Source organism: Methanoculleus sp. UBA303 (genome assembly GCA_002501655.1).
Classification (GTDB): domain Archaea; phylum Halobacteriota; class Methanomicrobia; order Methanomicrobiales; family Methanoculleaceae; genus Methanoculleus.
In genome coordinates this window covers 41,841-68,642 of the sequence record DANY01000029.1, presented here as the reverse complement: position 1 = coordinate 68,642, position 26,802 = coordinate 41,841, and the positions used below count along the sequence as shown (strand labels likewise).

General features: G+C 63.2%; 25 protein-coding genes. 15 read left to right on the top strand and 10 right to left on the bottom strand.

What is annotated here, in order from left to right; translation table 11 throughout:
* Window positions 1-177 precede the first annotated feature (177 nt).
* The gene (locus tag BP846_RS06850) at window positions 178-2,109 is read left to right on the top strand and encodes a heavy metal translocating P-type ATPase (RefSeq protein WP_292393737.1); all 1,932 of its coding nucleotides are present in this window, start codon (window positions 178-180) and stop codon (window positions 2,107-2,109) included.
* Window positions 2,110-2,112: 3 nt separating this feature from the next.
* Here the strand turns inward: BP846_RS06850 and BP846_RS06845 are convergent, their stop codons facing one another.
* Window positions 2,113-4,530: a PAS domain S-box protein gene (locus tag BP846_RS06845; RefSeq protein ID WP_292393735.1), complete on the bottom strand. Its 2,418-nt coding sequence runs from the start codon at window positions 4,528-4,530 to the stop codon at window positions 2,113-2,115.
* Between the two features lie 339 nt (window positions 4,531-4,869).
* On the opposite strand from BP846_RS06845, the gene BP846_RS06840 reads away from it, so the two are divergent.
* The 4 genes from BP846_RS06840 to BP846_RS06825 all read left to right on the top strand — a co-directional run bounded on the left by BP846_RS06840 (window position 4,870) and on the right by BP846_RS06825 (window position 9,142).
* Window positions 4,870-5,238, top strand: a complete 369-nt coding sequence (locus BP846_RS06840) for an SHOCT domain-containing protein (RefSeq protein ID WP_292393734.1) — start codon at window positions 4,870-4,872, stop codon at window positions 5,236-5,238.
* Between the two features lies 1 nt (window position 5,239).
* Window positions 5,240-7,255 carry a copper-translocating P-type ATPase gene (locus BP846_RS06835; RefSeq protein WP_292393732.1) on the top strand — a complete coding sequence of 672 codons (2,016 nt, stop codon included), beginning with the start codon at window positions 5,240-5,242 and terminating at the stop codon, window positions 7,253-7,255.
* Window positions 7,256-7,350: 95 nt separating this feature from the next.
* A complete protein-coding gene (locus BP846_RS06830) occupies window positions 7,351-8,538 on the top strand; it encodes a hypothetical protein (RefSeq protein WP_292393728.1) in 1,188 nt (395 codons plus the stop codon).
* Window positions 8,539-8,779: 241 nt separating this feature from the next.
* Window positions 8,780-9,142 (top strand): type II toxin-antitoxin system PemK/MazF family toxin, encoded by a 363-nt coding sequence (locus BP846_RS06825; RefSeq protein WP_292393727.1) that lies wholly within the window; start codon window positions 8,780-8,782, stop codon window positions 9,140-9,142.
* A gap of 58 nt (window positions 9,143-9,200) precedes the next feature.
* Here BP846_RS06825 and BP846_RS06820 read toward each other — a convergent pair whose 3' ends face one another.
* Window positions 9,201-10,958: a PAS domain S-box protein gene (locus BP846_RS06820; protein WP_292393725.1), complete on the bottom strand. Its 1,758-nt coding sequence runs from the start codon at window positions 10,956-10,958 to the stop codon at window positions 9,201-9,203.
* A 139-nt stretch (window positions 10,959-11,097) separates the two neighbouring features.
* Here BP846_RS06820 and BP846_RS06815 point away from each other — a divergent pair, with 139 nt between their 5' ends.
* Together BP846_RS06815 and BP846_RS06810 are read left to right on the top strand one after the other, a co-directional pair.
* Window positions 11,098-11,208, top strand: a complete 111-nt coding sequence (locus BP846_RS06815) for an acylphosphatase (RefSeq protein WP_292393723.1) — start codon at window positions 11,098-11,100, stop codon at window positions 11,206-11,208.
* A gap of 263 nt (window positions 11,209-11,471) precedes the next feature.
* On the top strand, window positions 11,472-12,059 hold the full coding sequence (locus BP846_RS06810) for a nitroreductase family protein (protein WP_292393721.1): 588 nt from the start codon (window positions 11,472-11,474) through the stop codon (window positions 12,057-12,059).
* A gap of 39 nt (window positions 12,060-12,098) precedes the next feature.
* Here the strand turns inward: BP846_RS06810 and BP846_RS06805 are convergent, their stop codons facing one another.
* A complete protein-coding gene (locus BP846_RS06805; protein ID WP_292393719.1) occupies window positions 12,099-13,154 on the bottom strand; it encodes a S1C family serine protease in 1,056 nt (351 codons plus the stop codon).
* A 244-nt stretch (window positions 13,155-13,398) separates the two neighbouring features.
* Between BP846_RS06805 and BP846_RS06800 the strand changes: the two genes are divergently transcribed.
* A complete protein-coding gene (locus BP846_RS06800; protein WP_292393717.1) occupies window positions 13,399-14,043 on the top strand; it encodes an alpha/beta hydrolase in 645 nt (214 codons plus the stop codon).
* Between the two features lie 35 nt (window positions 14,044-14,078).
* Here BP846_RS06800 and BP846_RS06795 read toward each other — a convergent pair whose 3' ends face one another.
* On the bottom strand, window positions 14,079-14,783 hold the full coding sequence (locus tag BP846_RS06795; RefSeq protein ID WP_292393715.1) for a glycerophosphodiester phosphodiesterase: 705 nt from the start codon (window positions 14,781-14,783) through the stop codon (window positions 14,079-14,081).
* A gap of 320 nt (window positions 14,784-15,103) precedes the next feature.
* On the bottom strand, window positions 15,104-15,358 hold the full coding sequence (locus tag BP846_RS06790; protein ID WP_292393713.1) for a DUF2795 domain-containing protein: 255 nt from the start codon (window positions 15,356-15,358) through the stop codon (window positions 15,104-15,106).
* 352 nt (window positions 15,359-15,710) lie between these two features.
* On the opposite strand from BP846_RS06790, the gene BP846_RS06785 reads away from it, so the two are divergent.
* Together BP846_RS06785 and BP846_RS06780 are read left to right on the top strand one after the other, a co-directional pair.
* Complete coding sequence (locus tag BP846_RS06785; RefSeq protein WP_292393711.1) at window positions 15,711-16,631, top strand: aldolase; 921 nt, start codon at window positions 15,711-15,713, stop codon at window positions 16,629-16,631.
* A gap of 4 nt (window positions 16,632-16,635) precedes the next feature.
* Window positions 16,636-17,670 (top strand): 6-phosphofructokinase, encoded by a 1,035-nt coding sequence (locus BP846_RS06780; RefSeq protein ID WP_292393709.1) that lies wholly within the window; start codon window positions 16,636-16,638, stop codon window positions 17,668-17,670.
* Between the two features lie 557 nt (window positions 17,671-18,227).
* Here the strand turns inward: BP846_RS06780 and BP846_RS06775 are convergent.
* Window positions 18,228-19,031 (bottom strand): hypothetical protein, encoded by an 804-nt coding sequence (locus BP846_RS06775; RefSeq protein WP_292393708.1) that lies wholly within the window; start codon window positions 19,029-19,031, stop codon window positions 18,228-18,230.
* A 155-nt stretch (window positions 19,032-19,186) separates the two neighbouring features.
* Window positions 19,187-19,978 carry a DUF5518 domain-containing protein gene (locus BP846_RS06770; RefSeq protein ID WP_292393706.1) on the bottom strand — a complete coding sequence of 264 codons (792 nt, stop codon included), beginning with the start codon at window positions 19,976-19,978 and terminating at the stop codon, window positions 19,187-19,189.
* A gap of 183 nt (window positions 19,979-20,161) precedes the next feature.
* Here BP846_RS06770 and BP846_RS06765 point away from each other — a divergent pair, with 183 nt between their 5' ends.
* Together BP846_RS06765 and BP846_RS06760 are read left to right on the top strand one after the other, a co-directional pair.
* Window positions 20,162-22,006: an ABC transporter ATP-binding protein gene (locus BP846_RS06765; protein ID WP_292393705.1), complete on the top strand. Its 1,845-nt coding sequence runs from the start codon at window positions 20,162-20,164 to the stop codon at window positions 22,004-22,006.
* A 46-nt stretch (window positions 22,007-22,052) separates the two neighbouring features.
* On the top strand, window positions 22,053-22,766 hold the full coding sequence (locus BP846_RS06760) for a DUF5714 domain-containing protein (protein WP_292393703.1): 714 nt from the start codon (window positions 22,053-22,055) through the stop codon (window positions 22,764-22,766).
* Here the strand turns inward: BP846_RS06760 and BP846_RS06755 are convergent.
* Window positions 22,751-22,942 (bottom strand): hypothetical protein, encoded by a 192-nt coding sequence (locus BP846_RS06755; protein ID WP_292393701.1) that lies wholly within the window; start codon window positions 22,940-22,942, stop codon window positions 22,751-22,753. The two genes, BP846_RS06760 and BP846_RS06755, sit on opposite strands and share 16 nt — an antisense overlap.
* 110 nt (window positions 22,943-23,052) lie before the next feature.
* On the opposite strand from BP846_RS06755, the gene BP846_RS06750 reads away from it, so the two are divergent.
* Complete coding sequence (locus BP846_RS06750; protein WP_292393700.1) at window positions 23,053-23,739, top strand: metal-dependent hydrolase; 687 nt, start codon at window positions 23,053-23,055, stop codon at window positions 23,737-23,739.
* Between the two features lie 5 nt (window positions 23,740-23,744).
* On the opposite strand, the gene BP846_RS06745 is transcribed toward BP846_RS06750, so the two are convergent.
* Both BP846_RS06745 and BP846_RS06740 read right to left on the bottom strand, forming a co-directional pair.
* Window positions 23,745-24,359 (bottom strand): archaellin/type IV pilin N-terminal domain-containing protein, encoded by a 615-nt coding sequence (locus BP846_RS06745; RefSeq protein WP_292393698.1) that lies wholly within the window; start codon window positions 24,357-24,359, stop codon window positions 23,745-23,747.
* The gene (locus BP846_RS06740) at window positions 24,337-24,897 is read right to left on the bottom strand and encodes a flagellin (protein WP_292393696.1); all 561 of its coding nucleotides are present in this window, start codon (window positions 24,895-24,897) and stop codon (window positions 24,337-24,339) included. The genes BP846_RS06745 and BP846_RS06740 overlap by 23 nt, the downstream gene beginning before the upstream one ends.
* A gap of 222 nt (window positions 24,898-25,119) precedes the next feature.
* Between BP846_RS06740 and BP846_RS06735 the strand changes: the two genes are divergently transcribed.
* Window positions 25,120-25,899 carry a DUF1616 domain-containing protein gene (locus BP846_RS06735; RefSeq protein WP_292393694.1) on the top strand — a complete coding sequence of 260 codons (780 nt, stop codon included), beginning with the start codon at window positions 25,120-25,122 and terminating at the stop codon, window positions 25,897-25,899.
* Between the two features lie 206 nt (window positions 25,900-26,105).
* Complete coding sequence (locus BP846_RS06730) at window positions 26,106-26,600, top strand: hypothetical protein (RefSeq protein ID WP_292393692.1); 495 nt, start codon at window positions 26,106-26,108, stop codon at window positions 26,598-26,600.
* Window positions 26,601-26,802: the final 202 nt, after the last annotated feature.

Sequence of the window (26,802 nt, the reverse complement as noted above, 5' to 3'; positions counted from 1 at the left end):
TTATTAGAAAAGGTATCGTTTTGTTCCAGCCCTGTTCCATTGGGTGATCGCGTTGGAGCAGCCCCGGGTGAATCCGGGAGCACCCGGACTGGCACTATCCTTAAGTTGCACGGAGCCCAGATCACCTCTTGATGAAGACCCACACCCGATGGGCTGCGGCCTGCCTGGAGGCGGACCATGCCCGGAGATGAGGAGTGCCCCCGCTGCCGGGCCGGGGTCTGCGAGATCCACGGGCCGGCCGTCGACCGCCGGGAGATCACGATCTTCGCGGTCTCAGGCGTCCTCCTTCTCGCGGGGATATACGTCGAGTATTTTACCCCGTATCCTCTCGCCGGCACGGCCCTGCTGCTCGCTGCCGCTGTCATATCAGGCTACGACGTCCTGAAGGCCGGAATCCTCGCCATCATCCGGTTCCGGTTCAGCATCGCCGTGCTCATCACGATCGCGGCGGCGGGGGCGTTCCTGACCGCAAACCCCGCCGAGGGCGCTACCGTCCTCTACCTCTACGCCATCGCCGAGTTCCTGGAGGAGTACGCGGCCGGGAGAGCGCATCGCTCGATAGCGTCGCTCCTCGATATCGCACCGCAGACGACCCGGGTCCGGCGGGACGGCGGGGAAGTGACCGTCGGAGTCGGCGAAGTCGGCGTGGGGGAGACCGTGATCGTCAGGCCGGGCGACACCGTCGCGCTCGACGGCATCGTCACCGCCGGCGCATCCTCGGTCGACCAGGCGCCGATCACGGGAGAGAGCGTCCCGGTGGCCAAAGGTGTCGGGGACGGTGTCTATGCCGGAACCCGGAACGCAGACGGCTACCTCGAGGTCCGGGTGACGAAGCCCGAAGAGGAGAGCACGATAGCCCGGGTCGTCGCCCTGGTCGCGGAGGCCCAGGCCCACACCTCCCCCACCGAAGCGTTCATCGAGCGGTTCTCCCGCTACTACACGCCAGCAGTCATCCTCGTCGCCGCTCTCCTCATCGTGGTCCCGCCGCTCGCCTTCGGCGTCCCGTTCCTCGAGGCTTTCTACCGGGCGCTGATCCTGCTCGTCATATCCTGCCCCTGCGCGCTCGCCATATCCACCCCGGTCTCGATGGTCTCGGGGATAACGACCGCGGCACACAACGGCGTGCTCATCAAGGGGCGGGACTCCCTCGAGGCCGTGGGGCTTGCCCGGGTGATCGTCTTCGACAAGACCGGGACGCTCACGACCGGAAGGCTCGCGGTGGACGACGTCATCGGTTTCGGGGTGCCGGAGGCTGAGGTGCTCGCGATCGCCGCGTCGCTTGAGTCACGCTCCGGCCACCCGATAGCGGAGGCGATCCTGCGGCGGGCCGAGGAGAAGGGCGGCGACCTCCGGGATGTAGAGGAGTTCGCATCGATCACCGGCAGGGGTGTCCAGGGAAGGATCGACGATGAAATCCACCTCCTCGGGAACGCCGCGCTCTTCCCGGAGGCCAGCGGCAGGGTATGGCGGGCGGAGTACGACCGCCTGGAGAGCGAGGGAAAGACCGTTGTCCTCGCCGGCACCGACTCGGCGGTCATCGGGCTCATCGCCCTCTCGGACGTCATCAGGGAGGATGCCCGGGAGACGGTGGCCGATCTGGAGGCGCGGGGTATCAGGACGGTGATGCTCACCGGGGACAACGAGCGTGTCGGGGAGGCGGTGGCCCGCCGCATCGGTATCGACGAGTGCCATGCCGGCCTCCTCCCGGAGGAGAAGGTGGCGATGGTCGAGCGGCTGATGGACCGCTATGGGCTCGTGGTGATGGTCGGCGACGGCGTCAACGACGCGCCGGCGCTGGCCCGGGCGAATGTCGGGGTCGCGATGGGGGCCATCGGGTCGGATATCGCGATCGAGGCGGCCGATATCGTCGTGATGGAGGACGACATATCCCGGATCGCCTATCTCGTGGCCCTCTCGGAGAAGACGGTCTCGGTCGTACGGCAGAACGTCGCAACAGCGGTCGTGGTGAAACTCGGCATCGCCGGGCTCGCCGTCCTGGGCCTCGTCACCCTCTGGATGGCGGTGGCGTTCGGGGATATGGGGCTCTCGCTCGCGGTCATAGCAAACGCCCTCCGAATAGGCCGGCCTGATGCCGGCACTCCTCCTTAGAGGTTAGGTTCTCCTGCAACGCCCGGCCTTCCGGAGGGTGAACCGGAACGCCGCACCCTTCTCCGGGTGCCCCTCGACCCGGTCCTCGACCCAGACCCTGCCGCCGTAACGGGCGGTGAGCATCCGGCAGATCGAGAGGCCGAGGCCCTGGCTCCCTCGCCTGCCCCCCTCCCGTTCGAATCTGAATAAGATCGTCTCCTTCGCGTCGTCCGGGACACCGGGGCCGGTGTCGGCGACGGTGACGATGACGGTCCTTTCATCCAGGTCCTCGACCGCCACCGTGACCTCAACCGCCGGCCCGCCGTGCTTTGCGGTGTTACCTATGAGGTTCGTGAAGACCTGAGGGAGAAGGTCGTCGGCAAAGACCTCCACGGATCGCCCTTCGTAGCGGATACAGAGGTCGGGAAAGTGGTCGATCTCATTCAGGATGACGGCATGAAGATCGAAGGGTGCAAGTCCGGCCCGGCTCTCGTGGATCTTCCTGATGGTGGCGACGTTTGCGGTGATCTCGATACTCTTTTTGATCCCGCTTTTCAGTTTCCTGGCGTGCCGGGCCGCCTCTCCCTCGAGTTCGTCGATGAGGAGGTCGGCGTATATATTCGCGACGTTATCTGCATTCCGGATATCATGGGTGAGGATGTCCAGGTAGAGGTTCGCCTCCCGGTTTGCTGCCTCAAGCCTCTGATGGAGCATCCCGCGCAGGATGCCGGCCCCAATCTCCCGGCCGACCGCTTCGAGGAGTGCGCGCTCGTCGGGAGAGAAAGATCCCTGACCCCTGCTCCCGATGAGGAGCGCCCCGACGACGTTGGACTCGACGACGAGCGGGATGCAGGCGAGTGCGGTGAGCCCGAGTTCCTGGAGAAGGCGGGAGGTGGGGGCTTTCTGGCCCCGATCCTGCTCAAGGTAACAGGGAAAGCCGGTGGCGAAGGTGCAACCGCACGACTCCTCAAGGATGCCCCCTGCCCGCTCCAGGCACATGTCCGGCATGTTTCGCCGATACTGGAGCGTGACCTCGCTCCGCCCGGCATCGAGGCAGTAGATGGCGCCGCCGTCGTAGCCGAGGAGGTCGAGCGTCAGGTCGAGCGCCGTCTCCATCAGTTCCTCCGGCGAGTGGGCCGATGCGGATGTGCCGATGATCCGATTAAGCAGCAGGAGATGCCGGTTCCTTGCCTGCAACTGCTCCTCAGCGTGTTTCCGGTGGGTGATATCCCGCATAACGACCTGGACCGCGGCGTGCCCATCGACAAACGCCCGTGTGCCCCTCCCCTCAACGGGGATCGTCGTCCCATCGAGCCTGACAACCAGCAGCTCGACGAGCGGAGCCTCCTCCTGCAGGTCCCGCGTGTTTATGGCCTCGATGGTATCCCGGGCCTGGGGATGGACGATATCAAGGATAGCCTTCCCGAGGACCTCCTCCGGGCGTGAAGCGCCGAGCAGCCTCATGCCGGCGGGGTTGGTGTATATAATCTTCCCATCGCAGTGGATCAGGGTCGCCTCGGCCGAGAGTTCGACAAGCGACCGGTACTTCTGCTCGCTCTCCCGGAGCTGCCTCCTCATCCGTTCCAGGGGAGTGATGTCCTGAACTCCGGCAAGGAACCCCCGGCAGGTGCCGTCGGCGTTGTTGATCGGGGTGGTTGCCATCAGCGTATGGATGCGGGCACCGTTCTTACGGATCAACTCAAACTCGAAGACCTCGCGCAGGTTCTGATCCAGGTTCTGCAGGTACTCCCCCAGGTACCTGGCACCCTCTTCATCGACGAAGAGAGAGACTGGCAATCCAATAATCTCTGCGGCCGGGTAGCCGAGGATATCGGCCATTCTCTGGTTAGCAAAGGCCGCGACGCCTCCTCTGTCGATGAGTCCGATGCCTTCATTGAGATTCTCGACGAGGAACCGGTACCAGTCCTCGCCCTCCCGCAGGACCTCCTCCATCCGCCTCTGCTCGGGGGTATCCGCAGGCCTCCCGGGACCGTTGCCCGGGAGGATCGAGGTGCCGGCTGAAGTATCAGGGACAAAATCCCTCTGGAGGCCGCAGGGTCCGGAAGAAAGGCGGATGATCTGCGTGCCCTGGAATGGCCCCTCATTCACGGTCCGGCACGAGCAGTGGACCTGCTCCTCGCCGCCGCCGGGCGATAGCATTGTACACAGTATATCGGCGGCCCGCGAGCGGCCGGAGAAGAACGCCAGGACCTCCGCCCTGCACGACTCCTCGCAGATACGAGGTACCAGGGCCAGGGAGATGAACTGATCTGCATCGGTCCCGGAGAGGGCGTCCCGGCCGATGCTGAGGAGGTGCTGGAGATGGCTGTTTATACAGGTTACCTGATTATCGGGGCTGATGACGAGCAGCCCTTCGCCGAATGCATCCAGAATGGCGGCAAGCGCGGAGATGTCTCCGTATGCGGGTGTACATTCGTGCATTGGTCGGTATCACCTTCCTTTATTCTCAGGGAGTTTTATATCCAGTATAGATAAAATATTCTCACATAATTCAAACGGATCCGCGTTGTATTTAGAGTGGTTTAAGGAGAACTATCACTCCTGCAGGCTGGTGTGCCCGACTACGAGCGGTATGCTGTTCTCCAGGGTTTATATATCTGTTCATTTCTTCCGGAGAGTATCCATCGTCTGTCAGGCGGCGAATATTGCCCTCGTCGTTACCACGGCTGCGCGCGGCCGGCTGCCCCGCACGTGGAGGTAGTGCTCCCCGCATGCGGGGCAGCCGGTATATTTACGTCGCCCGGAGAATACCCCACCCCCATGGACGGATTCGTGCACCCCTACGGGGACGGTCACCACATGTTTGAGGGGTGGCCCGGGTTCCCGTTCCTCGGGTGGGGCATGCTGCTCCTCTGGCTGCTCGTCTTCCTCGTCATCGGCGTCCTGGTCTACCGGGATGCGAACCGCCGGGGAATGAACGGCCTGCTCTGGTTCATCCTCGTCATCCTCCCCATGGTCAGGTTCATATTCCTCATCCTCTTTCTTGTTCTCCGGGAGCCCGGGGGCGGGCAGCAGACGGTCCCGGTCGGCGATACGGCGATGGACGTGCTCCGGCAGCGTTACGCGCGGGGCGATATCGACGAAGAGGAGTTCCGGAAGCGTGAGAAAGAACTGGAGCGGAGGGGCTGACATGGACCATGACCACGGGGTGACCGGGCGGCACGAGGCGCAACCTGCGGAGGCGAGCCAGAAGAAGCCGCCGGAGACTCACCACCACGCCCTCGAGGACTTCCGGCGGCGGTTTATCGTCTCGACCATTCTCACAGTCCCGATCCTCCTCCTCTCTCCGCAGGTCCAGGCGCTCCTCGGTATCACCATCACCATCCCGGGCTCTGACTACCTCCTCCTCACTCTTGCGACCGTGGTCTATCTCTACGGCGGCTGGCCGTTTCTTGCCGGTATCGTAAGCGAACTCCGGGTGCGGATGCCCGGGATGATGACGCTCATCGCCGTCGCGATCACCGTCGCCTACGCCTACAGTTCGGCGGTCGTTCTCGGTATCGTCGGCGGTGAGGGGTTCTTCTGGGAACTCGCCACCTTGATCGACATCATGCTCCTCGGGCACTGGGTGGAGATGCGCTCGGTCCTCGGGGCGTCGAGGGCACTTGAGGAACTCGTCAGGGTCATGCCGTCGGAGGCGCACCAGGTCCGGAGCGGTGGGACCATGGAGGATGTGCCCGTGGATCGGCTTACACCGGGCGACCGGGTGCTCGTCCGGCCCGGCGAGAAGGTGCCGGTGGACGGCGTGGTGATCGAGGGTGCGACGAGCGTCAACGAGGCGATGCTCACCGGGGAGTCGAGACCGGCGGAGAAGCGCCCCGGGGATGCGGTCATCGGCGGCTCGATCAACGGCGAGGGCTCGGTCGTCGTCGAGGTCAGGAAGACGGGCGCGGAGACCTACCTCGCCCAGGTTATCGACCTTGTCCGAAAGGCGCAGGAGAGCCGGTCCCGGACCCAGGACCTCGCAGACCGGGCGGCGTTCCTCCTGGTGGTGATCGCCCTCTCGATCGGTGCGGTGACGTTCGCGGGATGGCTCGTCGTCGGGGCGGGGCCCGGGTTTGCGGTGGAGCGGGCCGCTACTGTGATGGTCATCGCCTGCCCCCATGCGCTCGGCCTTGCTGTCCCGCTCGTGGTCGCGGTCTCGACGGCCCTTGCCGCCCGGTCCGGGTTCCTGATCCGGGACCGGACAGCGTTTGAGCGGGCAAAGGACCTCCAGGCGGTCGTCTTCGACAAGACCGGGACCCTCACGACGGGGAGGTTTGGGGTCACGGATATCCTCACCTTCGGCGGCGCTACAGAGGACGATGTGGTCAGGACGGCGGCGTCGGTGGAGGCACACTCCGAGCACCCGATCGCCCGGGGCGTCGTCCGGAGCGCAGAGGAGCGGGGACTCTCCCTGATCCCGCTCGAAAACTTCCGGGCGATACCGGGGAAGGGCGTCGAAGCGGAGGCCGCCGGCCGGACAGTCCGGGTGGTCAGCCCCGGCTACCTCGCAGAGCAGGGCATAGAGGCCGGCGACGAGCGGGTCGGGGCACTCCAGCGGCAGGGCAAGACCGTTGTCTTCCTCCTCGATGACGGCCGGCTCACCGGCGCGCTTGCGCTCGCCGATATCATCAGGCCTGAGTCAGGTGAGGCGATCAGCCGGCTCAAAGAGATGGGCATCCGGTGCATGATGCTCTCCGGTGACAACCCGGACGTCGCCGCGTGGGTGGCGGGGGAATTGGGCCTCGATGAATTCTTTGCCGGGGTCCTCCCCCATGAGAAGGCCGAGAAGATCCGGGAGGTGCAACGCCGCTACCGGGTGGCGATGGTGGGCGACGGGATCAATGACGCCCCTGCGCTCGTGCAGGCCGATGTGGGGATCGCCATCGGGGCGGGGACCGATGTGGCCGTGGAGAGCGCCGATATCGTCCTCGTGAGGAGCGACCCCCGAGACGCGGCGGCGGTCATCGACCTCTCAAAGAAGACCTACAGAAAGATGTTCGAAAATCTGCTCTGGGCAACCGGCTACAACACCGTCGCCATCCCGCTCGCCGCCGGCGTACTCTTCGGTGCCGGTATCGTCCTCACACCGGCGGCCGGGGCGGTGCTGATGAGCGCAAGCACCGTGATCGTTGCGATCAACGCCCGACTGCTCCGGGTATAGGCAACCCTGCACTCCCGGGACAATTGGTTGAACCGGGAAGCTCAATGCGGTCAAATAGAGGAGCATATCCAGTATCTACCGGAGATGAGTTCCTCATGAGACATGATGCAACAGTAAGAATCTTCTCCCTCCTGATCGTCCTCGCCGTGGCGGTTCCTGCCGTGCAGGCCGCCCTCGTCGTCGATGCAGGAGGTGACCGCACTGCACTCGCCGGTGAGCCGGTCATCATCATGGCCACTTACTGTGACGATGACGCTGTCGACGCGCTGAACCTCTCGGCCTCCATCAACTGGAGCACGGCAACGACGAAACCCGAGATCATACCGGATGACGACCACAACGGCACGATCCAGGACACCTACACCTACCTTGCCGCCGGCACCTACGCCGTCACGGTGGAGGTCGCGAACAACGCCACCAACGCTGTCGCCCGCGACACCCTGAACGTGACCGTCAGCCCGCAGCCGGAGGTTCCCGAGGAGGAGCCTGACGTGCCGTCCACACTTGTTGTCGATGCAGGGGGCGACCGCACCGCACTCACCGGTGAGCAGGTCACTATCCTCGCTACCTACAACGGCACCGATGTTCTCGATGCGCTGAACATGAGCGCCTCCATTAATTGGGGCCCGGCGACGACAGAGCCTGAGATCGCGCTGGATGACGACCACAACGGTACGATCCAGAGTACCTATACTTACCTTACCGCCGGCACCTACGCTGTCACGGTGGAGGTTGTAGACAATGCCACCGGCGCAGTCGCCTGCGACACCCTGAACGTGACCGTGAGCCCGCAGTCGATGAACGTGAAGGTCGTCCCAAAGACCCTGAACCAGAAGAGCAACGGTGTTATGACTGTCTTTGTCAGCATTGCGGAGTGGTTCGGGTTCAGTGATGCCGACCGCACGGACGTGGCTGCAGCGGACCCCTCGGAGTTTAAGATCGGAAACACAACCCCGGAGAAGGTCAACTTCTGCATGAAGGACGGCGGCACGCTCATCCTGAAGTACCGGCGAGCGGACCTCGACCTCGCCGCCGGTGACGGCAACCTGACCGTGACCGGCAACGTCACAACAGAGAATGGCCTCGTCCCTGTGGTCGGCAACGGTGCTGTATCCGTGATCAACCCGGGCAACGGGAAGAAGGAAGCGGGTGACAACGGTGACGGGTATGCCGGGAATGCGAAGGTGAAGGAGAACGCAAAAGAGAAGGAGAAGGTGAAGGACCAGAAGTTCAGTGAAGAGCAACAGAAACCAGGTGGAAAAGCAAAAGGACAGACACGGTAACGACACACCGGAGGGGTCGGGGGGACCCCTCCCTCCACTTATCTTTAAGGTCCTCCCAGGCCTTCGTCGGATAATACGCAATCCGGGTGAGCCCGTGCGGGCCCCCGCAGGGCCTGACCTGGGTGAAGACCGCCCACGACGGAATTCCTCCTGTGATTCCGGGCACCGGGCCGCCCCCCCCGCCCGGCGCCATCGTCATGGATCAATTCTCTTATCGGTTTTGGGGTCAACCTGTATGTACATGGGGCGGTACGTCGGTGGAGACGTCGTTCTAGCCTCCGTACGCATCGGGGGTGTCGGCGAATGGAAAGTGCGTCCGGTGGTGGTCGTTACGGCGGGAGAGAGCGGGGATCTGCTTGTCTGCCCGGTCTCAAGTAAGCCATCCGTCGATAGCCCTTCGGTCCCGCTCTCCCTCAACGACTTTGCCCGGGGCGGGCTCGACCTCTTCGGGGAGAGCTACGTCCTGACCGCATACGCCTCCATGATTCGGACGGCGGATGTCGTCGGGAAGAAAGGCACTCTCCTGCCGGGGATGCTCACCGCCATCCGGGGAACTGTGCCGCCAGCGCACCGCCCTCGCGAGGAGAGACGACGGCGGAGATAGCGCGGGTCGCCGACGAGACCATAGGGACACTGGCCCACCCCCCGGCAACGCCGGCCTCTCAGAGTTCGTAGCGCTTCAAGAACTCCCGGATCTTCCGGGACTCCATCCATTCGCGGTCGAGTTGACTTATCCGCATATTGATCCTCCGGACCTGCTCCCGGAGTTTCTCCGCGGTCTCCTCGTCGTCGAGCAGGTCCGCAACCCCCATGACCACCTGGAGAGGGTGGCGGACATGGTCGGCAAGGACGGCAAACTGCGCGATATTCCGTGCGTTCAGATCGAGGGCCTGCTCCCGGAGTCGCTCGTAGAGGATCCGCTCCGAGATATCCCTCCCGACCGCCTGAAATCCCACGACCGCCCCATTCTCGACGATCGGTGACTCACTCAACTCCAGTATGGTGTTCTCCCCGTCTTTCCGCCTGACCTCAATCCGGAGCCCTTCAACCTGTTCGCCCCGGAGCACCTTCCGGCGCCCCTCTCCCCATGCCGGAAGACTCGACGGGAGGATGTAATCTTCCAGGTCCGTTCCTGCCATCTCCTCGGGGCAGTACCCGAGTATCCGCTCCACAGCCGGTGAGGCATAGTGCAGCCCGTCGGCCAGGTACGACGTAACGATAAGGTCGAAACTCCGCTGGGCGATCCCCCGGAACATCTCCTCGCTCTTCTGGAGCGCCGCTTCTGCCCGCAACCTCTCGATGACCCGGCCAAGCCGCTCCGCGATGGCGTCAAGCAGCATCCGCTCTTCCCGCAGGAACGGCCCTTCAGCCGCCTCCGGTTTCTCTGCGATATACCGGACCTCAACCTCACCAATGCGTACACCGTGGACGACGATCGGGCTTCTCTGGATCCAGGGAGTCTCCCGGGGATCGCCTCTCCGGTATTCCCGGCCATCGACCGTGATCCGCACCGCGGTGTCGTCCGGGTACTGCCAGCCCGAGGGGAGCGTATCGGCAACTGCCTGCAGGAGTGCATCGAGCGTTATCCCCGGCACCTCGACGAGGTGCGTGATGGAATACAGGCACCGGAGCTCGTCCATCCGCTGGTCCAGGTCGTAGGTCCGTTTCCGGAGCGTTTCTTCCGCACGGTCCCGTTCGGTCACATCAAACGCAGTCCCGGTGATGCCTACGACGCTCCCCTCGGCATCCTGAAGCGACTTGAGGGTCAGGTCTCTTATGTGCACCTCATTCCCGACCGTGAGTGTCGCCTCTGCCCGCACGATATCTCCCGTCTCCAGGACCCGGCGCTTGAGCGCGGTCAATCGCGCGGCGTCATCGGGTAGAAAGACTTCCGGATCCGTCCTGCCGAGGATGGATGTATCCGTAGGCCCCAGTTGCTGGTTGTACGACCAGACGTAGCGGAGATCCCTGTCCTGCGCAAAGACGACCACCGGGGACTGGTCGAGCGCGGTCCTGAAGTGGTGCGCAGTCACATCCCCGGTGGCATCCCGGATCCTGATGACTCGAAGTCCGTTCCCGGTATCGGCGTGGGCCGGTATGCCTGATATCAAGAGCCAGCGCTGGCTGCCGTCAGGAGTCCGGGTGCGGCAGAGGGGAGAAGGCCGATCTGCGCCGTTCTCGAGGGTCTGCCGGATCAGCCGTGCAGAGGCTTCATCCTCAATGGTCGGCAGAAGATACCTGCCGAGGAGAGAACGCACGTCCATTCCGATGGCCTCTTCCTGCCGGATAGCAAAAATCCGCGCGAGATCCGGGTTGCACCAGAGAATCCTCCGGTCATCGTTTACCACGAGAAGGCCGTCGTCCAGAGCATCGAACGCCAGAAGATCGTATAGTATCCGGTCTTGGTCTGAATCTGTCATTCCCCTCCGGGGCTGTAGAGCGTAATTGTAGTTGATGAGTTTCAGGAAGGTAAAAAGGATTACTATCAGGTTTTCCAGATAAGAGCCGGCTCCCTGAATTTCTGGTGGCGTTCAGGCAATACCTCAGGTCAGCGGAAGGATGCAGGGGGTCGGGTTCCGGTGGGCCGTGGGGGGTGAAGCCCGACGAATCAAGAGAGTCACCGGTTGGGTCAGGAGCCTCCCGGCCGGCCGGCCGGGAGGCGGTTTTTGAGGGTGACGATGTGCCCGTGCAGCAGATGGCCGGGTTCTGCCGCCGGGGTCCGGCCGCGGCCCGGGTCGGCGACGTGCAGATCGCCAGTGAGGAGGATTCGGGAAGATCGGCGGCTTCTTCATCCTCTCCTGAGGAGAGGGTTAGGAGGCCTGTGTGGGTCCCCTCAAGACGTGAACTACCCCACCTTACGGAGGGGGTCTGCCCGCTCATGCCGCCTTCAACCCCGCAGAGATAAATACCATAGGGGAGCCGAAGAGGAATGTATGATGACGGATACAGAGGCAATCGAGATCTTCTCCGTGATCCGGGAACGCCGAAGCGTCAGGAACTACACCGACCGCGAGGTTCAGGATGAGGCCCTCCGGGCGATCATTGCTGCGGGCATCCAGGCCCCGACAGCTCTCGGGCTTCAGCCCTGGGAGTTCGTGGTCGTGAGGGACAGAAACCTGATGCGACGGGCGTCCGACTACTGCAAGCCGCTCCTCGCGGAGAAGATAGGAGAGGAATCCCGCCCGGGGACAGAAGAATTCCTTGCAGCGCTCAAGCGTCCGGAGTACAGCATCTTCTACAACGCCCCGGTGCTGGTCCTGGTCCTCGGTGCCCGGGAGGTCGTATCAAGCGTCCTCGACTGCACGCTCTGCGCGGAGAACATGATGCTCGCCGCCTGGGCGCTCGGCCTCGGTAGTTGCTGGATCGGCTCCGCCGCTCTCATCCAGCAGAACCCCGACCTCCTCGAGGCGTTGGAGGTGCCGGATGACCACCAGGTTGTGGCGCCGCTGATCTTCGGCTATCCCGCCCCCCTGCCGCCGAAACCGGGGCGGCGTGAGCCCCGGATAACGTGGATCTCGTAATCATGTGGGGAGAGGCGGGCAGAATTACTCGCCCGCCTTTCATCCCGTAGCGGGGCACGCGACGGCTTCGATCGGGACAATCGGGAGCATGATCCGTTGCCGTCCCCGGATGAGCGTCAGGGTTGCCGGTTCCGAGATGGGCCAGGTGGCAAGGAACCGGTGCAGGTCGTCCACACACCCCACGCAGGTCTCGTTGATTGCTACGATCAGGTCACCTGGCCGGAGCCCGGCCCGGCCGGCGGGGCTTGTCCTGTTCACCGAGACGACCTCGACTGCCTGGCTCCCGGTAAGCCCGAGCATCTGGATGAGCGATCGCTCTAACGGCTGTGACTGACCGGCGATGCCGAGGTATCCGCGCCGCACCCTGCCATCGGCGACGAGCTGCGGGAGAACCCAGGCAGCGGTGTTTGAGGGGATCGAGAAGCAGATGCTCTGGGCCATGGGGATGATTGCCGTGTTGATACCGATGACCCGGCCGCGCGAGTCTACCAGCGGACCGCCGGAGTTGCCGGGGTTCAGAGGGGCGGTGTGCTGGATGACGTTCTCGATCAGGCGACCGTCCCGGCTCCGGAGCGCCCGCCCGAGAGCGCTCAGGACTCCCGTCGAGACGGTCGAGTCAAAGCCGAGCGGGTTGCCGATGGCTATAGCGAGCTGACCAACTGAGAGCGCTCTCGAGTCACCGAACGACACGTAAGAGAGACCCCCCGTATCGGCACGGAGAACGGCGAGGTCGGTCGCCGGGTCGGCCCCCGCCAGGCGTGCAGGAAAGGCGGTCCCATCTGCTGCACGGACCTCGATCCTCTCCGCTCCCTGTACAACATGATTATTAGTCATGATGTAGCCTTCTGGTGCCACGATCACGCCTGATCCTGCCCCCATCTGCTCGCCCCTCCGGCCCTGGAGGTTCTTCCCCACGACCACGCTCACGACCGCGGGTCCCACGGAGCGAACAACCCGGACGACAGCCCGGGAGTAGGCGTCAAGGAGGTCAGCATCGGACTCCCCGGCATCAGGGTGCGCAGCGGACCCGTTTGTAACAGATGCCGAAGGGAAGTCGCCGACCTGCTGGAAGAGATTGTGCCTGATTTTATCCATTGCAGTTTATAATTTTGTAACCAATAGTAATGTACTTTCTGTACAGGCTTGTGAGACAACATCACGAGCGGCTCCCGGGATCGCTCCAATCTCTAGCGCGCGAGAACGCCTGTCCTCATGGGCGGCACCGGACCCCTGCCGATCATGATGTAGCCGCAAAGGACAAATAGCACAATATCTACTCTCCCGCATGCTCGGGACGGCTGCGATTGAAGTGGATACTACGAGGGTTGAGATACGCTCCATGAACGCTAGGAAGGTGCCGCAGGCTGGCGAGGCCTACGACACCGTGGAGATCGAGACCGACCGGGGAACGACCACCTGCCGCTACTACGAGGCGGAGGGGGCCAGAAACGGCGTCGTTATGGTCGGCGGGACCGGCGGCGGGTTTGACACCCCCGCACGGGAACTCTACTCGCAGCTGGCGCAGGGCCTCCGGAACGACAGGATCAGCGCGCTCCGGGTACGGTACCGGCACCCGGCCGACCTTGTGGAGTCGACCGTTGACACGGTCCTCGGTATGCGCTACCTTGAGAGCCAGGGCGTCTCAGCCGTCGGGCTCGTCGGGCACTCGCTCGGGGGGGCGGTGGTGATCCAGGCGGCAGCGAGCGACCCTGCAGTCAGGGTCGTCGTCGCGCTCTCGACCCAGGCCGCCGGGACCGAACCCGTCGCAGGGCTGGCAGGACGTGCGGCGATACTCCTGGTCCACGGGGACTTCGACACGGTTGTCTCTTATCATTCTTCAGAGGAGGTCTACCGGCGTGCTCATGAGCCTAAACGGCTGATCATCTACGAAGGGACGGGCCACACCCTCGATGAGGTGGCGGAGAGCCTCTACGTTGAGGTGAAGGCCTGGCTCCTCAAGCACCTGCCGGGGACGCTCATCTGAACCTGTGGGCCGGATTCCAGGCCCCGCCCGGCCCATCACCTCGCTGGAGTTGCGCTTTTTTGGGTTCCACCCTGCAGGTATTGCCGTGCGGCGCAGGGGTCGTCGCTCGCGAAGCCGTCGACGCCGAGCCGCGCCGCCTCCTTGATATCCTCTTCTCTGTTCAGTGTCCAGGGAATGACGAGCAGCCCTGCCCCGTGCGCCTGTTCCACCACCTCGCGCGAGACCCGGTCCCACCGCGGGAGGATGACGTCCGCCTGCACCGACCGGGCGAGCCCGATGGGATCATCTGTCGCCCCGGAGTAGATGAGGCCCGCCTGTACCCCCGGGAGGAGCCTCTTCGCCATCGTGACGCTCTCCGGGTTGGAAGAGACCAGGAAGAGCCGCTCCGGCAGCCGGTCAATGATCACCGAAACTATGATCGCTTCGGTCCCGGGCTCCTTGATCTCCACTATGAGCCCGGTTTGCCCCTGAATGAGGGCCAGAACCTCCCGGAGCGTTGGGATAGTCTCGCCCTCACCCGCGTCCAGCCTCGTTAAGTCCTCGATGGTATAGCCTTTGACCGGCCCTGTCCCGTCCGTCGTCCGGTCTACGGTTGCGTCGTGGATCGCTACCGGAATGCCGTCTCTTGTGAGGCGCAGGTCGACCTCGACGAGATCGGCACACGCCATACATCTCCGCAGGGCTCGCAGGGTGTTCTCCGGCTCGAGAGCCCTGGCACCGCGGTGTCCGACGATGAGCATGCCACGCCATGCGCCCGTGGATCTGATATAGGTGGCGGGCCCCGGGATCGGAGTGCCCCACGACAGAACCCGGACCATTCTCCGATCCGAAAGAGGGAGCCCAGGCTTTGTGTCTACTACAGGTCGGCACGACCCAGAACCTATCTGGCGCCCTGCCGGAAAAGGTAAGGTAATCCGTGCCCTTGAGGCGCTCCCGGAGTGCGTATGCGGTTCCGTTCCTCAAATACTTCTGAGCACGGAGCGCCGCCGACCTGACGGTTCCAGTCGCCGAGAGCAGGGGGCGGCTGGGGCCGCCTTCGGCATCCGCCGGCCAGAAGAGATCACTTCTGCACGATCTTCTGAAATTCGGATTTCACATCTTCCGGGTCTTTATACTGCCTGTCTTCGAACTGATTTATCGCATCAAGGACGATCTGGGGCGCCTCGCTCTCCTTTGCCCGGGTGATAAGATCACTCTTCGATGCAGGGTAGTTCATTCCGGAGGTGCTCGCCTCGATGATCTGCGGGTCGAGTTCCTGTATGGTCCCGGCGACTTTTGACATCCCGCTCATGGCGGATTCCTTCATGCCTTTCATATCTCTCACCACCATATACGCGCTCCCTTCCGGGAGGTGCCCCCCGGGGAGATGATATGTGATAAATACTTATCGCCCGTAGGCGGCGGAGGGTGTTACACTGCATCGCTTCGGAGAGATCTCATCAGGGAAGGGCTGGAGGTCCTCCCGGCAGGAATGGCAGGGCTACTCCCGGGCCTCTCTGCCGGGGAGGACTCACCTGCACCAGAGAGGAGGTAGACCCCGGTCCGGATGATCCACGGCACCAGCTCCCGGCTCATTCCTTCCCGCCGGGTGGTGGCACGGGGCGGTCCATCTCCTTCTCCCGGGGACCCAGCAAAACTTAAGTAGGTGGGGATTGGGAGGAAGGGGTATGCCACCTGCACCCGATATCAGGATCCCTCTCGATGTGCCCCCGGAGGAGCAGGAGAGGTACCGGGAGAACTACCAGACGATCACGCACGGCACCGGGAGGCTGATGCTCTTTGCCGGGGACCAGAAGATCGAGCACCTCAACGATGACTTCGCCGGAGAAGGTATCCATCCCGAAGACGCTGATCCCGAACATCTCTTCCGGATTGCGAACAGAGGGCGGATCGGGGTCTTTGCAACGCAACTCGGGATGATCGCCCGGTATGGCGGGGATTACCGGGACGTGCCCTACCTGGTCAAACTCAACTCCAAGACCAACCTGGTCGGGACCTCGCAGCGCGACCCGCTCAGTTCGGAACTCCACCACGTCCGGCAGGCCGTCGACCTCCGGGACCGGACGGGGCTTTCGATCCTCGGCGTCGGCTACACGGTCTACCTCGGGAGCGAGTACGAGCCTATGATGCTCTACCAGGCGGCCCAGATCGTCAACCATGCGCACCAGAACGGTCTCGTCACCGTGCTCTGGATGTACCCCCGCGGCAAAGCGGTCAAGGATGAACGGGACCCGCACATGGTTGCAGGCGCGGCGGGTGTCGCAGCGGCCCTCGGGAGTGACTTTGCGAAGGTGAACCCACCGAAAGTTAGCGGGTCGCTCGACGCTACGCTCCTCCGCGAGGCGGTAGCGGCAGCCGGCAGGACGGCCGTGGTCTGTGCGGGCGGGTCACAGGCCAGCGTGCCGGAGTTCCTGCAACAGCTGCACGACCAGATCCATATCGGCGGCACGGTCGGGAATGCGACCGGGAGGAACATTCACCAGCGGTCGCTTGATGAGGCCGTCCGGTTCTGCAACGCTATATCGGCGATCACTCTCGACGACGTGAGTGTGGATGAGGCGAAGAAGATCTACGAGGGAGGAGCGTGATAGGATGACGACGGTCGGCGTACTGACGGGAGGAGGGGACTGCCCGGGTCTGAACGCGGTGATCCGTGCGGTTGTGCGGACGGGGGCAAAGCACGGGTTCGACACGATCGGGATCCGGGACGGATGGCATGGGCTGATCGCCGGAGACGTCGAGCCGCTCACCGATTACTCGGTGACCGGGATCCTCCCGAGAGGCGGGACGATCCTCGGGACGTCGCGGACGAACCCCTTCAAGAGCGAGGCTGACGTCCAGCGGGTCTGCGACAACATCAGGAAGTTCGGGATCGATGCGATCGTTGCTATCGGCGGCGAGGATACTCTCGGTGTCGCAAACAGGCTCTCGAAGATGGGCGTCCCGATTGTGGGGGTCCCTAAGACCATCGACAATGACGTCGCCGCGACTGACTACACCTTCGGGTTCGACACCGCCGTCTCCATCGTCACCGAGGCGATCGACCGCCTCCACACGACGGCGGAGTCGCACCACCGGATCATGGTGGTGGAGGTGATGGGCCGGCATGCCGGGTGGATCGCGACAGTGGCCGGGATCGCGGGCGGTGCCGACCAGATCCTCATCCCGGAGGTCCCGTTCGACCTCGATGAGGTTGCCCAGCATCTCCAGGCGCGCTACGCAAAAGGGAAGAAGTTCAGCATCGTCGTGGTCGCCGAGGGTGCCCAGCCGAAGGGGGCGGAGGGAGCGATAACACAGTCAGCCCGGACTGACGAGTTCGGGCACGTAACGCTCGGCGGCATCGGGACGTTCCTGCGTGACGAACTCGAGAACCGGTTCGGGATGGAGACGCGGGTGACGGTGCTCGGGCACGTCCAGCGGGGAGGCTCTCCAACGGCGCACGACCGGATACTTGCGACCCGGTTCGGTGTGGCGGCGGCGGATCTCATCAAGGAGAGGGACTTCGGGAAGATGGTCGCGCTCCAGGGGACTGATATCGTTGCGGTCCCGCTCGAGGAGGCGGTGGCAAACCTCAAGACTGTGGATATGGACCTCTACAATATCGCAAGCATCTTCTATGGGGGGTGATGGGGGGCCCTCCCCAATCACTTTTAGTCCCGGGAATACGGTTTGTGGCGTGGGGATAACTCTGCACCCGGTGTTGCAAGGCGGGGCCGGGGTCTGCTATCGGGAGAAGCGCAGCGTAGCGAGCGGGAGGATTCGTTGCGGTTGACACGACATCCGAGGCGATAATAAATCCCGATACAGTGGACTGTAGGAGTATCGCCATAGAGGGAGCGACGCTCCTGCGGAGCGGAGTTCGAGCACCGAAGGTGCGAAGTGGGGCTGACGGGGAGTGCGGCTTCCCGAAGGGAAGGAACTTGAGCACCGTTAGGTGCGAGGGGGGAGCATCCCCCCCTCAAAGAACTTCGTTCTTCTCATGCTCGCTACACTCGCACTCCCCTGTCCCCTCCCCCCTAATTGCGATAGCCACCAGGAATCCGTGAATGCGAATTGCAATGAGCAGAACTTCTGGCGCTTAAGCACTGAAAATGCCGGTTACAATACTTCGAAAACAATAGGTGCAAGCGAAGCGAGCGGCAGGGTCACCATGGTCGCTCAGGAAAGACCTCTCCAGTAGCCCTTCAATCCTCTTCACCATCAGCCTCCTCCACCCCAAAACTCTGCCGCACAACCGCGCCGGCAACCCCGGCGGCGGCCCCGAAGAGGGTGAAGAAGTATACCAGGGCGATCGCGACCATCCCCTCGAACATGTCGACGAACCCGAAATCGTGCAACGCGGTCCAGAGCAACGGGATGAAGAAGAGGAGGCCGGCCCCGAAGAGTGCCGCGACAAAACCGGCTTTTAGACCATCTTTTGGCCTGCCCCCGGAGGCATACCCCGCGATGAATCCGCCGGCAAGCGGAGCGGCCACGACCAGCAGACCGAGGAGACCGGATACGGGGGCCAAGCCGGTGATGACGACCAGCAGACCGGGTACGAGGGCCAAACCGACGATGACGACCGTGCCGACGGCGATCCCGTGCCACCCGCCCCGCTCGCCCGCCCCGGCGGCACCGTCTCTCCGGAGAGCGCTACGCACCGCTCTTCCCGCTGCCCCGCCGATGGCGTTGTAGGGGAGGAGGAGCCCCGTGAAGATCAGGGCGTAGAACGCAAAGGTTGACAAGAATGAAGGGTCTCTCGCCGCCAGGCTCGTGAAAGTCGCCGCGATCAGCGCCACGAGCACCCCGCAGACGGCACCGGCAACCGCGCCGTCCCTGACCCTTCCCCGGGTGAAGAGACCGGCGATGAATCCCCCGCCAAAGAGGAACGCCACCGTCATCACCGGGTCCGGGAGGAGACCCGACCGGCCGAGAAGAAAGACACCACCGCCTGCCAGCGCTCCCTGAATCACCCCGGAAAAGCGGCCAGCGGCGAATGAGACCATGGGAGGCTCTCACCGCGCCGCACGATAGCCTTTCCGATTTGTCCCCGGCCGACCGTAGGCTTTTATGGGGTGGTGCAGTGGCAAACCTCAAGACGGTGGATATGGACCTCTATAAAATCGCGAGCATCTTCTACGGGGGTGAAAGGAGCCTCCCCTTAATCCTCAGGCCCTCTCAAGTTCCTGCGCTGCTCTTTCCCAAAACTCGCCCGCACAACCGCGCCGGCAACCCCGCCGGCGGTCCCGAGGAGAGGGAAGAGCAATCCCAGCGCGACTGCGGCCATCCCGGCAAGCCCGGCGACGAACCCCGTAGCGTGCGACGTGGTCCAGAAGAATGGGAGCAGGAAGAGACTGGTCCCGAAGAGAGCCGCGACAAGCCCGGCCTCAAGGCCGTTCCCCGGGTCTTTTCCGGAGGCGAACCCTGCTATGAACCCGCCGATGAGCGGAGGGGCCATGATCAACGGACCGAGAAAGGCGATAATGAGAGCAGAGCCGGCGATGACGGCCGTGCCGATGCCAATCCCGAGCCACCTCTCCCGCTCGCCCACCCCGGCGGTGCCGCGTCTCCGGATGCTGTTTCGCACCGCCATCCCCGCCGCCCCGCCGACGGCGTTGTAGGGGAGGAGGAGTGCCGTGAGGATCAGAGCGTAGAAGCCAAAGGTCATCCAGAACGGGGGATATTGCGGCCTGCTCTCTACCAGGCTCATGAGGGTTATCAAGGAAGCCGCCAGCAGGGCCACGAGCACCCCGCAGACGGCCCCGGCGACGGCGCCGTCCCTGACCGTTCCCGGGGTGAGCAGTCCGGCGACGAGCCCCCCGCCGAAGAGGGCCGCTACCATCATGACCGGATCCGGGAGAAACTCCAGCCGACCGAGGAGCAAGATCGCACCGATCGCCAGCGCTCCCACTATCGCCCCGAAAAAGCGTTCGCCGACGGCACGCAACTCCATGCGGGGATGTCGCCCTGCCGCGGTTTATCTCTTCCGGTTTGCCCGGGGATGCCTGGCCGCCGGAGCGCAGGTATTATATCGGCCGGACTGTATGGAACTGCAACAGAGGCGTGGCGGAAAACCGGAGAGCGACCCCCAGGGTCCGGCCTCGCACTCGCTACTCCTCAACTGGACCTATCTACCATGAGCGTCACAGACTACTGCCGGCGCACCGTCGCCTTCACCCGGGATATCATGCGGCAGCCGGTGAAGGCCGGCAGGGACCTGAACTTCTCCGACCTTGCCTTCTTCCTCCGGTTCGCCCGGCCGATCTGGAGAGTGGGCGCGCTTGCTCTTGTAGCGACCGCTCTTGTCTCCGCTGAGAAAACCGTCCTCCCGCTCAGCATCAAGTTCTTCATCGACAACATCCTGCTCGGCGATGCCCAGGCCCCCGACGCCCTCGTCGCAGGTGCCACCGAGGTCCTCTCGTCGCTCAACGCCCTCATCATCGCCCTCCTGGTGCTCGGGTTCCTCACCGGCGCTACAGACCTGGTCCGGAACTACTACACGGCCCGGTTCCGGGAGAATTATGCCTTCAACCTCCAGACCACGCTCGTAGAGCATGTCTTGAGCTTCCCGCTTTCGTACTTCAAGGCGCAACAGACCGGCTACATCATGTCCCGGCTCTCCGACGACGTCCAGATCCTGCAGTACACCATCTCCCAGTATCTTCCCCAGATCGTTGCAAACGCCCTTTACGCCATCTTCACCTTCGCCATCCTCTGCACCTTAAATCTCAGGCTGACCCTCGTCGTCCTCGCCTTCATCCCCCTCTACCTGCTGGTCAACGCAGTCTTTATTCGGAGGATCCGTGCCGCTACTCACCGGGAGCGCGAGCGGCAAGCCTACGTCTCGCGGGACCTCCAGGAGGTGATATCCGGGATCGATACCGTGAAATCGCATGCCGCGGAGGACCGGGAGGTACGTAAGGTCTCCGGGACGCTCCGGAATATGGTCGATGCCCGGATCCGGAACACGATGCTTTCGGCATTCTCGGAGTATTTCAGGATCGGCACGATGTCGCTCATGCTGATCGCCGTCTTCTGGTTCGGCGGCAACGAGGTGCTCGCCGGCATCATGACCGTGGGGGACTTCGTCGCATTCGCGGTCTACATCCTGACGTTTGCTCCCACCGTCAACACCTTTTTTGCCTTTCCTGTCGTCATGCAGCCTGCGCTCACGTCTGCCGCCCGCCTCCGAGAGCTCTTCCGGATGGACAGCGAGCCGGGCGCCGGCGGGATCGTGCCCGCCGCCGTGCAGGGCCGAATCGAGTTCTCCGGCGTCTGGTTCGGTTACTCGGGGGAGGAAGAGGTTCTCCGGGACGTGAGCTTCGTCGCCCGTTCCGGCGAGGTGGTCGCCGTCGTCGGGCGAACCGGCGCCGGGAAGACGACGCTGATCAACCTGTTCCTCCGGGCGTTCGCACCGCAGGAAGGCACGATCACCCTCGACGGGCGCGACCTCGCGTCGCTCGACCCCCGGTGGCTGCGACGGCAGGTCTCGCTTGTCTCGCAGGATCTCTTCCTCTTCCACACCACCATCGAGGATAACATCCGCTATAGCAGGCCTGATGCTACGTTCGAGGACGTTGCCGGAGCCGCGCAGAAGGCGCAGATCCACGACGACATCGTGCGATTCCCGAAAGGGTACCAGACAATCGTCGGCGAGCGCGGGGCCCAGCTCTCCGTCGGCCAGAGGCAGCGTGTCGCCATCGCCCGGGCGTTCCTGAAGGACGCTCCCATCCTCATCCTCGATGAACCCACATCGGCGCTGGATATGCAGACCGAGGACCGGATCCGCGAGACGCTCCGGGTGTTGATCCGTAACAGGACAACCATCCTCGTCTCCCATCGCCCGTCGCTCCTGGGACTCGCCGACCGTGTCCTCGCGATCGAAGACGGCCGGGTGCGGGAGTGCCGGGGAGCGCGTTCCCCCGTAAAATCCGATGTTGATTCCAGATACCACGTTTCCGGCCAGCCCGCCGCCCCCTGATTCCACGGCCGCAGGCTTATAGGATTTGGCGACGCATCCCTATGGCATGGAGCATACGGTGGGATGCCTCATCTGCGGCAGGGATCTTCTGTATACGGAGAAGCCCCGCGACCTTGCGTGCGCTGTCTGTGGAGAGGTCCAGAGCACCATGGCGGCCTGCGAAGCCGGGCACTTTGTCTGCGACCGGTGCCACAGCCTGGAGGCGCTCAACCTCATCGAACAGTTTTGCATCACGACGGCGCTCGAAGACCCGCATGCCATAGCGTGTATCCTGATGCGATACCCGGCGGTCAGGATGCACGGGCCGGAACACCACTTCCTTGTGCCAGCAAGCCTCATAGCCGCGTACTGCAACCACCAGGGGGAGCCCGGGAGAAAAGGGGCGCTGCTCAAGCAGGCGCGTGCGAGGGCCGGCATGGTCAGGGGAGGGTCCTGCGGGACCCACGGCACCTGCGGCGCGGCGGTTGGGACGGGCATATTCGTGAGCCTGATCACCGGGTCTACGCCCTTAAAGAAGCAGGAGTGGTCGCTCGCAAACCAGATGACCGCACGCAGCCTGATGGCGATCGCCCGGCACGGTGGCCCCCGATGCTGTAAACGCGACTCGTGGCTTGCGATCAGTGCGGCGGTCACGTTCCTTTCGGAGCGGTTCGGGGTAACTCTCCCTGTGGAAGAAGCGGCGCGCTGTGAATTTAGCGACATCAATCGCGAATGCCTGCTGGAGGCGTGCCCCTTCTACGCCGGCTACCCGACCGGGTGATCCGCGGCCCGGAGGGCGGCGACGATGATATAGTAGCCGGCGACGGTCCCGATGAGCATCGATGCGACGGTAACGAGGTCGTTCCCCCAGTGCATGCGGCTCCACCAGCCCGCCGCACTGCCGATGAGGAAGGATGCGAAGATGATGAGGATCTCCCGTCTGTCAAATGAAGCCATGATTGTTTTCCTGCCTGTTAGGTAGTGAAATATCGGTTTTCACCAGCCATATCGTTTGCGTACCCCTGAACCACAGGGGTATAAACCAGCCGGCATCGATTTCATGATGGATGTTCATCGCCTGTCACCTCTTTCTCGGCCTCATCCTGGGCCTCGTGATCGCCGAGCGCCTGGGCGACCGGCGATTCATCGGCTTCGCCGCTCTCGGGGCCGTCCTCCCCGACCTGCTCGATAAACCATTGGGCCACCTCCTGCTCGCGGGATCGCTCAACTCCGGGCGGATAGTCGGGCACGGGCTGCTCTTCCTCGGGCTCCTCCTCCTCGCTGGCATCGTTCTTGAAAGGCGGCGGGGGTCGTTCGCGCTCCTCGCCGTCGCAGCCGGCGCACTCTCTCACCAGGTCCTCGATGCGATGTGGGCGATGCCTGTCACCTGGTACTTCCCGCTCCTCGGCCCGTACAAGCCGTATGAGTTCACCGACTACTTTGGCAACGCCATCCTGGCTGAGGTGTCTTCGCTCTCAGAGTGGATATTCCTCGCTGCATCAGCCGGAATTGCCCTCGCCGCCTGCCGCGGCTTCTGCTCCGACTTCACCGGAGTCGGCCACATACTCACCCGCATGGCCATCCCGCTCCTGGGAGTCCTCGCCGTCGCCTCCCTCTATGCCTGGGCGGCCGGCATACCGGAGAGCATCCTGATGGCCGGGGCCGGGCCGGAGGATTACCTGCTGCTTGCCGTTGTGGGTGTCGTCGGGATCATCGGGGTGATCAGGTGCCGGAATTTCCTGGATTCAGGATAGACCCGTCAGCCGAGGCGGTTCACCCGCTCGATACTCCCCGGGACCGTCCTCTCCACCCGGAGCGCTGCTCTTCCCACCGGTTTGATCTCGACGGCAAACGACCCGTATGGCCTGCAGTCATTCTGGTTTCCCGGCGAAATATTCAACACACACTGCTCCCCGACCTCGAGAAGCATATCGGTGTCACTATTAAACCATTCCTGGACGCTCCAGAACCCATACCCCGGGAATACGTCAACCAGAGGGTTTGCCTGCTCAACTATCTCGCTATGCCGAGGACCGATAAAACGGATAGACACCGTGGTCATATCGATCGGTTCGTTACCTGCAGTGAGGCCAACGGGGATGATAACAGATTCTATGAATCCCGGGGCGCTGCTGATACCATAGATGGTTCCAGTCACGGTGCAGCTTGACCCTGCCTCCTGGATACCCTGGTGGATAACCGACTGGCTCCGTTGAGCAGAAGAGAAACCTGCCTGGAGAGCGACATAGGCAAAGACGGATGCTACGACGATGAATGCAATAAGCACAATCGCCGCTTCCAGGCCGGTGAACCCGGCCTCCGACAGGCCCCGGCTCCGAAAGCCTGTCCCGTCAGAAGAGTTCGACGTACACATTCTTATCGATGCCAGTGGGAATCATTCTGGTCAGCGAAGCGGTCGCCCCTCCCGAGGCGGTCATATCGAGGGTGAACGTATCCCCCCGCTGGATACCCACGCTTCTTACATCCAGGTGCACCGTGACGACTTCTCCAGCTTCCAGGAGAGCGTCGGTATCTCTCCGGTACCGCCAGGAGAGCGTTACGGCGGGGTCTCCGGGAGGAAACGTGATGAGTGTATCCCCCGTAGCGGCGGTATACGTCATGCTCCGCATGTCAATTGCGGCGAGATCAGTCGCGGTCTCAAGGTCAAACGCTATAGATTTGAGGAAACCCTTATCGTTATCCAGTTTGGCAATGACTGTATACCCCGGGCGGAGGGCGGACCCGGCCTCGTCGAGGGCGGCGTGCAGCACCTCCTGGTTCTTCTGCGACGTCGCCATGCCCACCCCGAGAACGACGTAGGCGAAGACGGATGCAACGACAACGAAGGCGATGAAAATGATGGCCGCCTCGAGACCCGTGAAAGCTCGATCGTCCCTATCATCCCGAAGCATACTGATTGGCGGTTGGTCGCACTCTGATTAAAAGTTGCTGATCTCTCCTGCACCGGCAGGACCGCAGGTTCCGCTCCCGGTGCACGCGGGCCGGCCGTATTGCGGATGGAGCCAGCGGGGACGGGATCCCTCTCGTGGGGCCCTTGCGGCGCCGCGGCGGGAACGAGGCAGGGGCCCTGCGCCGGGAACCTATTTATAGTTTGTTTTTCATGGGGTAACAGAATGCCGCCTGAAGCCTCCACGGGTCCTCTCTCCGGTCCCCTGCGCTCCCGCACCGTCTCGCCGGGCGTAACAGGCATCTGCCCCCGGATCGCCCTCGCCCTCCCCGTCATCTATGTTTCGGCCGCCGGTGCGGCCCTCTCTCGCGTGACCGCCGCACTGCCGTCTATCCTCTTCACCACCAGCTGCCTGCTGATCGCGACCCTCTCTCCGGCACGGAGCGACCCGGGTGGGACCGGGAGCCACCGCACGGCAGCGGCCCCGGAAGGACTCTTTGGCAGTTCCGCGTCCCGGGTCAACCGGGTCTTAAGTATCGTCCTCGTTGCTGCCCTCCTCGTGGCCATCGGGACGACGGTCTTCATCGTCGTGACACCGAAAGAGGGAGAGAAGTTCACCGAGTTCTACATTCTCGGGCCGAAGGGGAAGGCAGCCGATTACCCGACCGAGTTCATGGCCGGAACGCCGCAGACGGTCATCATCGGGATCGGGAACCACGAGTACCGGGAAGTTACCTACACGGTAGAGACCTTTGCCGTAGAGAGCAGGTTCGATGATGCGACAAACCAGTCGACGGTCGTCTCGGCGATGCTCCTCGACCGGTTCTCCGTCACGGTACCAAATAACCAGACCGTAGAGCAGCCATACTCCTTCCGGATAATGGATCCGGACACAAATAGGCTCGAGTTTCTTCTCTTTAAGGAGACACCCCCGGTGGACCTCTCGGCTGGAGAACTTACCAGGGCCGGCTACCGCGACCTGCACCTCTGGCTGAGGGTGCACTGAGAGCAGGGGTGTGCTGCCTCAGGGTAAGGTGTCGCCCGCACGGTTCTTCGTCGATTCCATGGCATGGAGCGCAACTTGCGGGCTCTCCGGCGCTCCATGGCGACCCGGGGCGCCTATAAAACCTCTAAACCAGGCTATTGTAAGCATAGGCAATTCTTCAAAATGTTTATACTCTCAAGCAGCACATGGTTGTTCGAGGTACAAGGATGAAACGCGGAATTCTGGTGGCCTCCCTTCTGATCCTGACGTTTATGATAGCCCCGGCCGGGGCTTTCAGCGCAGATAAACTTCTGATAACCGTGGACGAGGATGGGAGCGCCAATATCACTTTCAACTACACCCTCTCGTGGATCGAGAGGATCGCCGTCTTCTTCAAGATCGCCGAGCCGGAGCAGGAACTGAAGTCCGCGCTCGAGGAGGCAACCGGGGCTCCCGTAACAGTGGCTTCGGCCGAGAGCGACGCCGCTACATTCTCAGTCCTGGGTTTTGCGAAGAACAAGAGCACCGAAGATGGCACCATCTACTCCACACCGGGACTTGACTTCACCGGGGCGCAGGAGATGCTCGACCGCTACTGGTTTGCTCCTCTGGTCCAGGCCGACTTCTCCCCCGACCAGACAGTGGTCCGATTCCCTGACGGTCATGAGGAGACCTTCGCAAACCAGAGCACAATCCCGGCTCTCTCTCACGCAACTCTGTGAACCGGCCCTCCCCCTCTCTTCTTTTTCGTCTAACACCGTACTATTGGACCCATTACATCGGATATCCACACCGACTTCGCGTGAGACCTGATCCCGGTCTCCACCCCGGGTTGACGTTCGCGTTGCCGCGGAAGTTCGCGAAGGAGCGCTACGGGATTTGTGAAATGTTAGATGAAACGGAGCAAGAGGCACTCCTGGGCAC

Coding starts and splice junctions, on each gene's coding strand:
- BP846_RS06850 (WP_292393737.1), top strand. CDS start 178: ATGCCCGGAGATGAGGAGTGCCCCCGCTGCCGGGCCGGGGTCTGCGAG.
- BP846_RS06845 (WP_292393735.1), bottom strand. CDS start 4,530: ATGCACGAATGTACACCCGCATACGGAGACATCTCCGCGCTTGCCGCC.
- BP846_RS06840 (WP_292393734.1), top strand. CDS start 4,870: ATGGACGGATTCGTGCACCCCTACGGGGACGGTCACCACATGTTTGAG.
- BP846_RS06835 (WP_292393732.1), top strand. CDS start 5,240: ATGGACCATGACCACGGGGTGACCGGGCGGCACGAGGCGCAACCTGCG.
- BP846_RS06830 (WP_292393728.1), top strand. CDS start 7,351: ATGAGACATGATGCAACAGTAAGAATCTTCTCCCTCCTGATCGTCCTC.
- BP846_RS06825 (WP_292393727.1), top strand. CDS start 8,780: ATGGGGCGGTACGTCGGTGGAGACGTCGTTCTAGCCTCCGTACGCATC.
- BP846_RS06820 (WP_292393725.1), bottom strand. CDS start 10,958: ATGACAGATTCAGACCAAGACCGGATACTATACGATCTTCTGGCGTTC.
- BP846_RS06815 (WP_292393723.1), top strand. CDS start 11,098: ATGCAGGGGGTCGGGTTCCGGTGGGCCGTGGGGGGTGAAGCCCGACGA.
- BP846_RS06810 (WP_292393721.1), top strand. CDS start 11,472: ATGATGACGGATACAGAGGCAATCGAGATCTTCTCCGTGATCCGGGAA.
- BP846_RS06805 (WP_292393719.1), bottom strand. CDS start 13,154: ATGGATAAAATCAGGCACAATCTCTTCCAGCAGGTCGGCGACTTCCCT.
- BP846_RS06800 (WP_292393717.1), top strand. CDS start 13,399: ATGAACGCTAGGAAGGTGCCGCAGGCTGGCGAGGCCTACGACACCGTG.
- BP846_RS06795 (WP_292393715.1), bottom strand. CDS start 14,783: ATGCTCATCGTCGGACACCGCGGTGCCAGGGCTCTCGAGCCGGAGAAC.
- BP846_RS06790 (WP_292393713.1), bottom strand. CDS start 15,358: ATGAAAGGCATGAAGGAATCCGCCATGAGCGGGATGTCAAAAGTCGCC.
- BP846_RS06785 (WP_292393711.1), top strand. CDS start 15,711: ATGCCACCTGCACCCGATATCAGGATCCCTCTCGATGTGCCCCCGGAG.
- BP846_RS06780 (WP_292393709.1), top strand. CDS start 16,636: ATGACGACGGTCGGCGTACTGACGGGAGGAGGGGACTGCCCGGGTCTG.
- BP846_RS06775 (WP_292393708.1), bottom strand. CDS start 19,031: ATGGTCTCATTCGCCGCTGGCCGCTTTTCCGGGGTGATTCAGGGAGCG.
- BP846_RS06770 (WP_292393706.1), bottom strand. CDS start 19,978: ATGGAGTTGCGTGCCGTCGGCGAACGCTTTTTCGGGGCGATAGTGGGA.
- BP846_RS06765 (WP_292393705.1), top strand. CDS start 20,162: ATGAGCGTCACAGACTACTGCCGGCGCACCGTCGCCTTCACCCGGGAT.
- BP846_RS06760 (WP_292393703.1), top strand. CDS start 22,053: ATGGAGCATACGGTGGGATGCCTCATCTGCGGCAGGGATCTTCTGTAT.
- BP846_RS06755 (WP_292393701.1), bottom strand. CDS start 22,942: ATGGCTTCATTTGACAGACGGGAGATCCTCATCATCTTCGCATCCTTC.
- BP846_RS06750 (WP_292393700.1), top strand. CDS start 23,053: ATGTTCATCGCCTGTCACCTCTTTCTCGGCCTCATCCTGGGCCTCGTG.
- BP846_RS06745 (WP_292393698.1), bottom strand. CDS start 24,359: ATGTGTACGTCGAACTCTTCTGACGGGACAGGCTTTCGGAGCCGGGGC.
- BP846_RS06740 (WP_292393696.1), bottom strand. CDS start 24,897: ATGCTTCGGGATGATAGGGACGATCGAGCTTTCACGGGTCTCGAGGCG.
- BP846_RS06735 (WP_292393694.1), top strand. CDS start 25,120: ATGCCGCCTGAAGCCTCCACGGGTCCTCTCTCCGGTCCCCTGCGCTCC.
- BP846_RS06730 (WP_292393692.1), top strand. CDS start 26,106: ATGAAACGCGGAATTCTGGTGGCCTCCCTTCTGATCCTGACGTTTATG.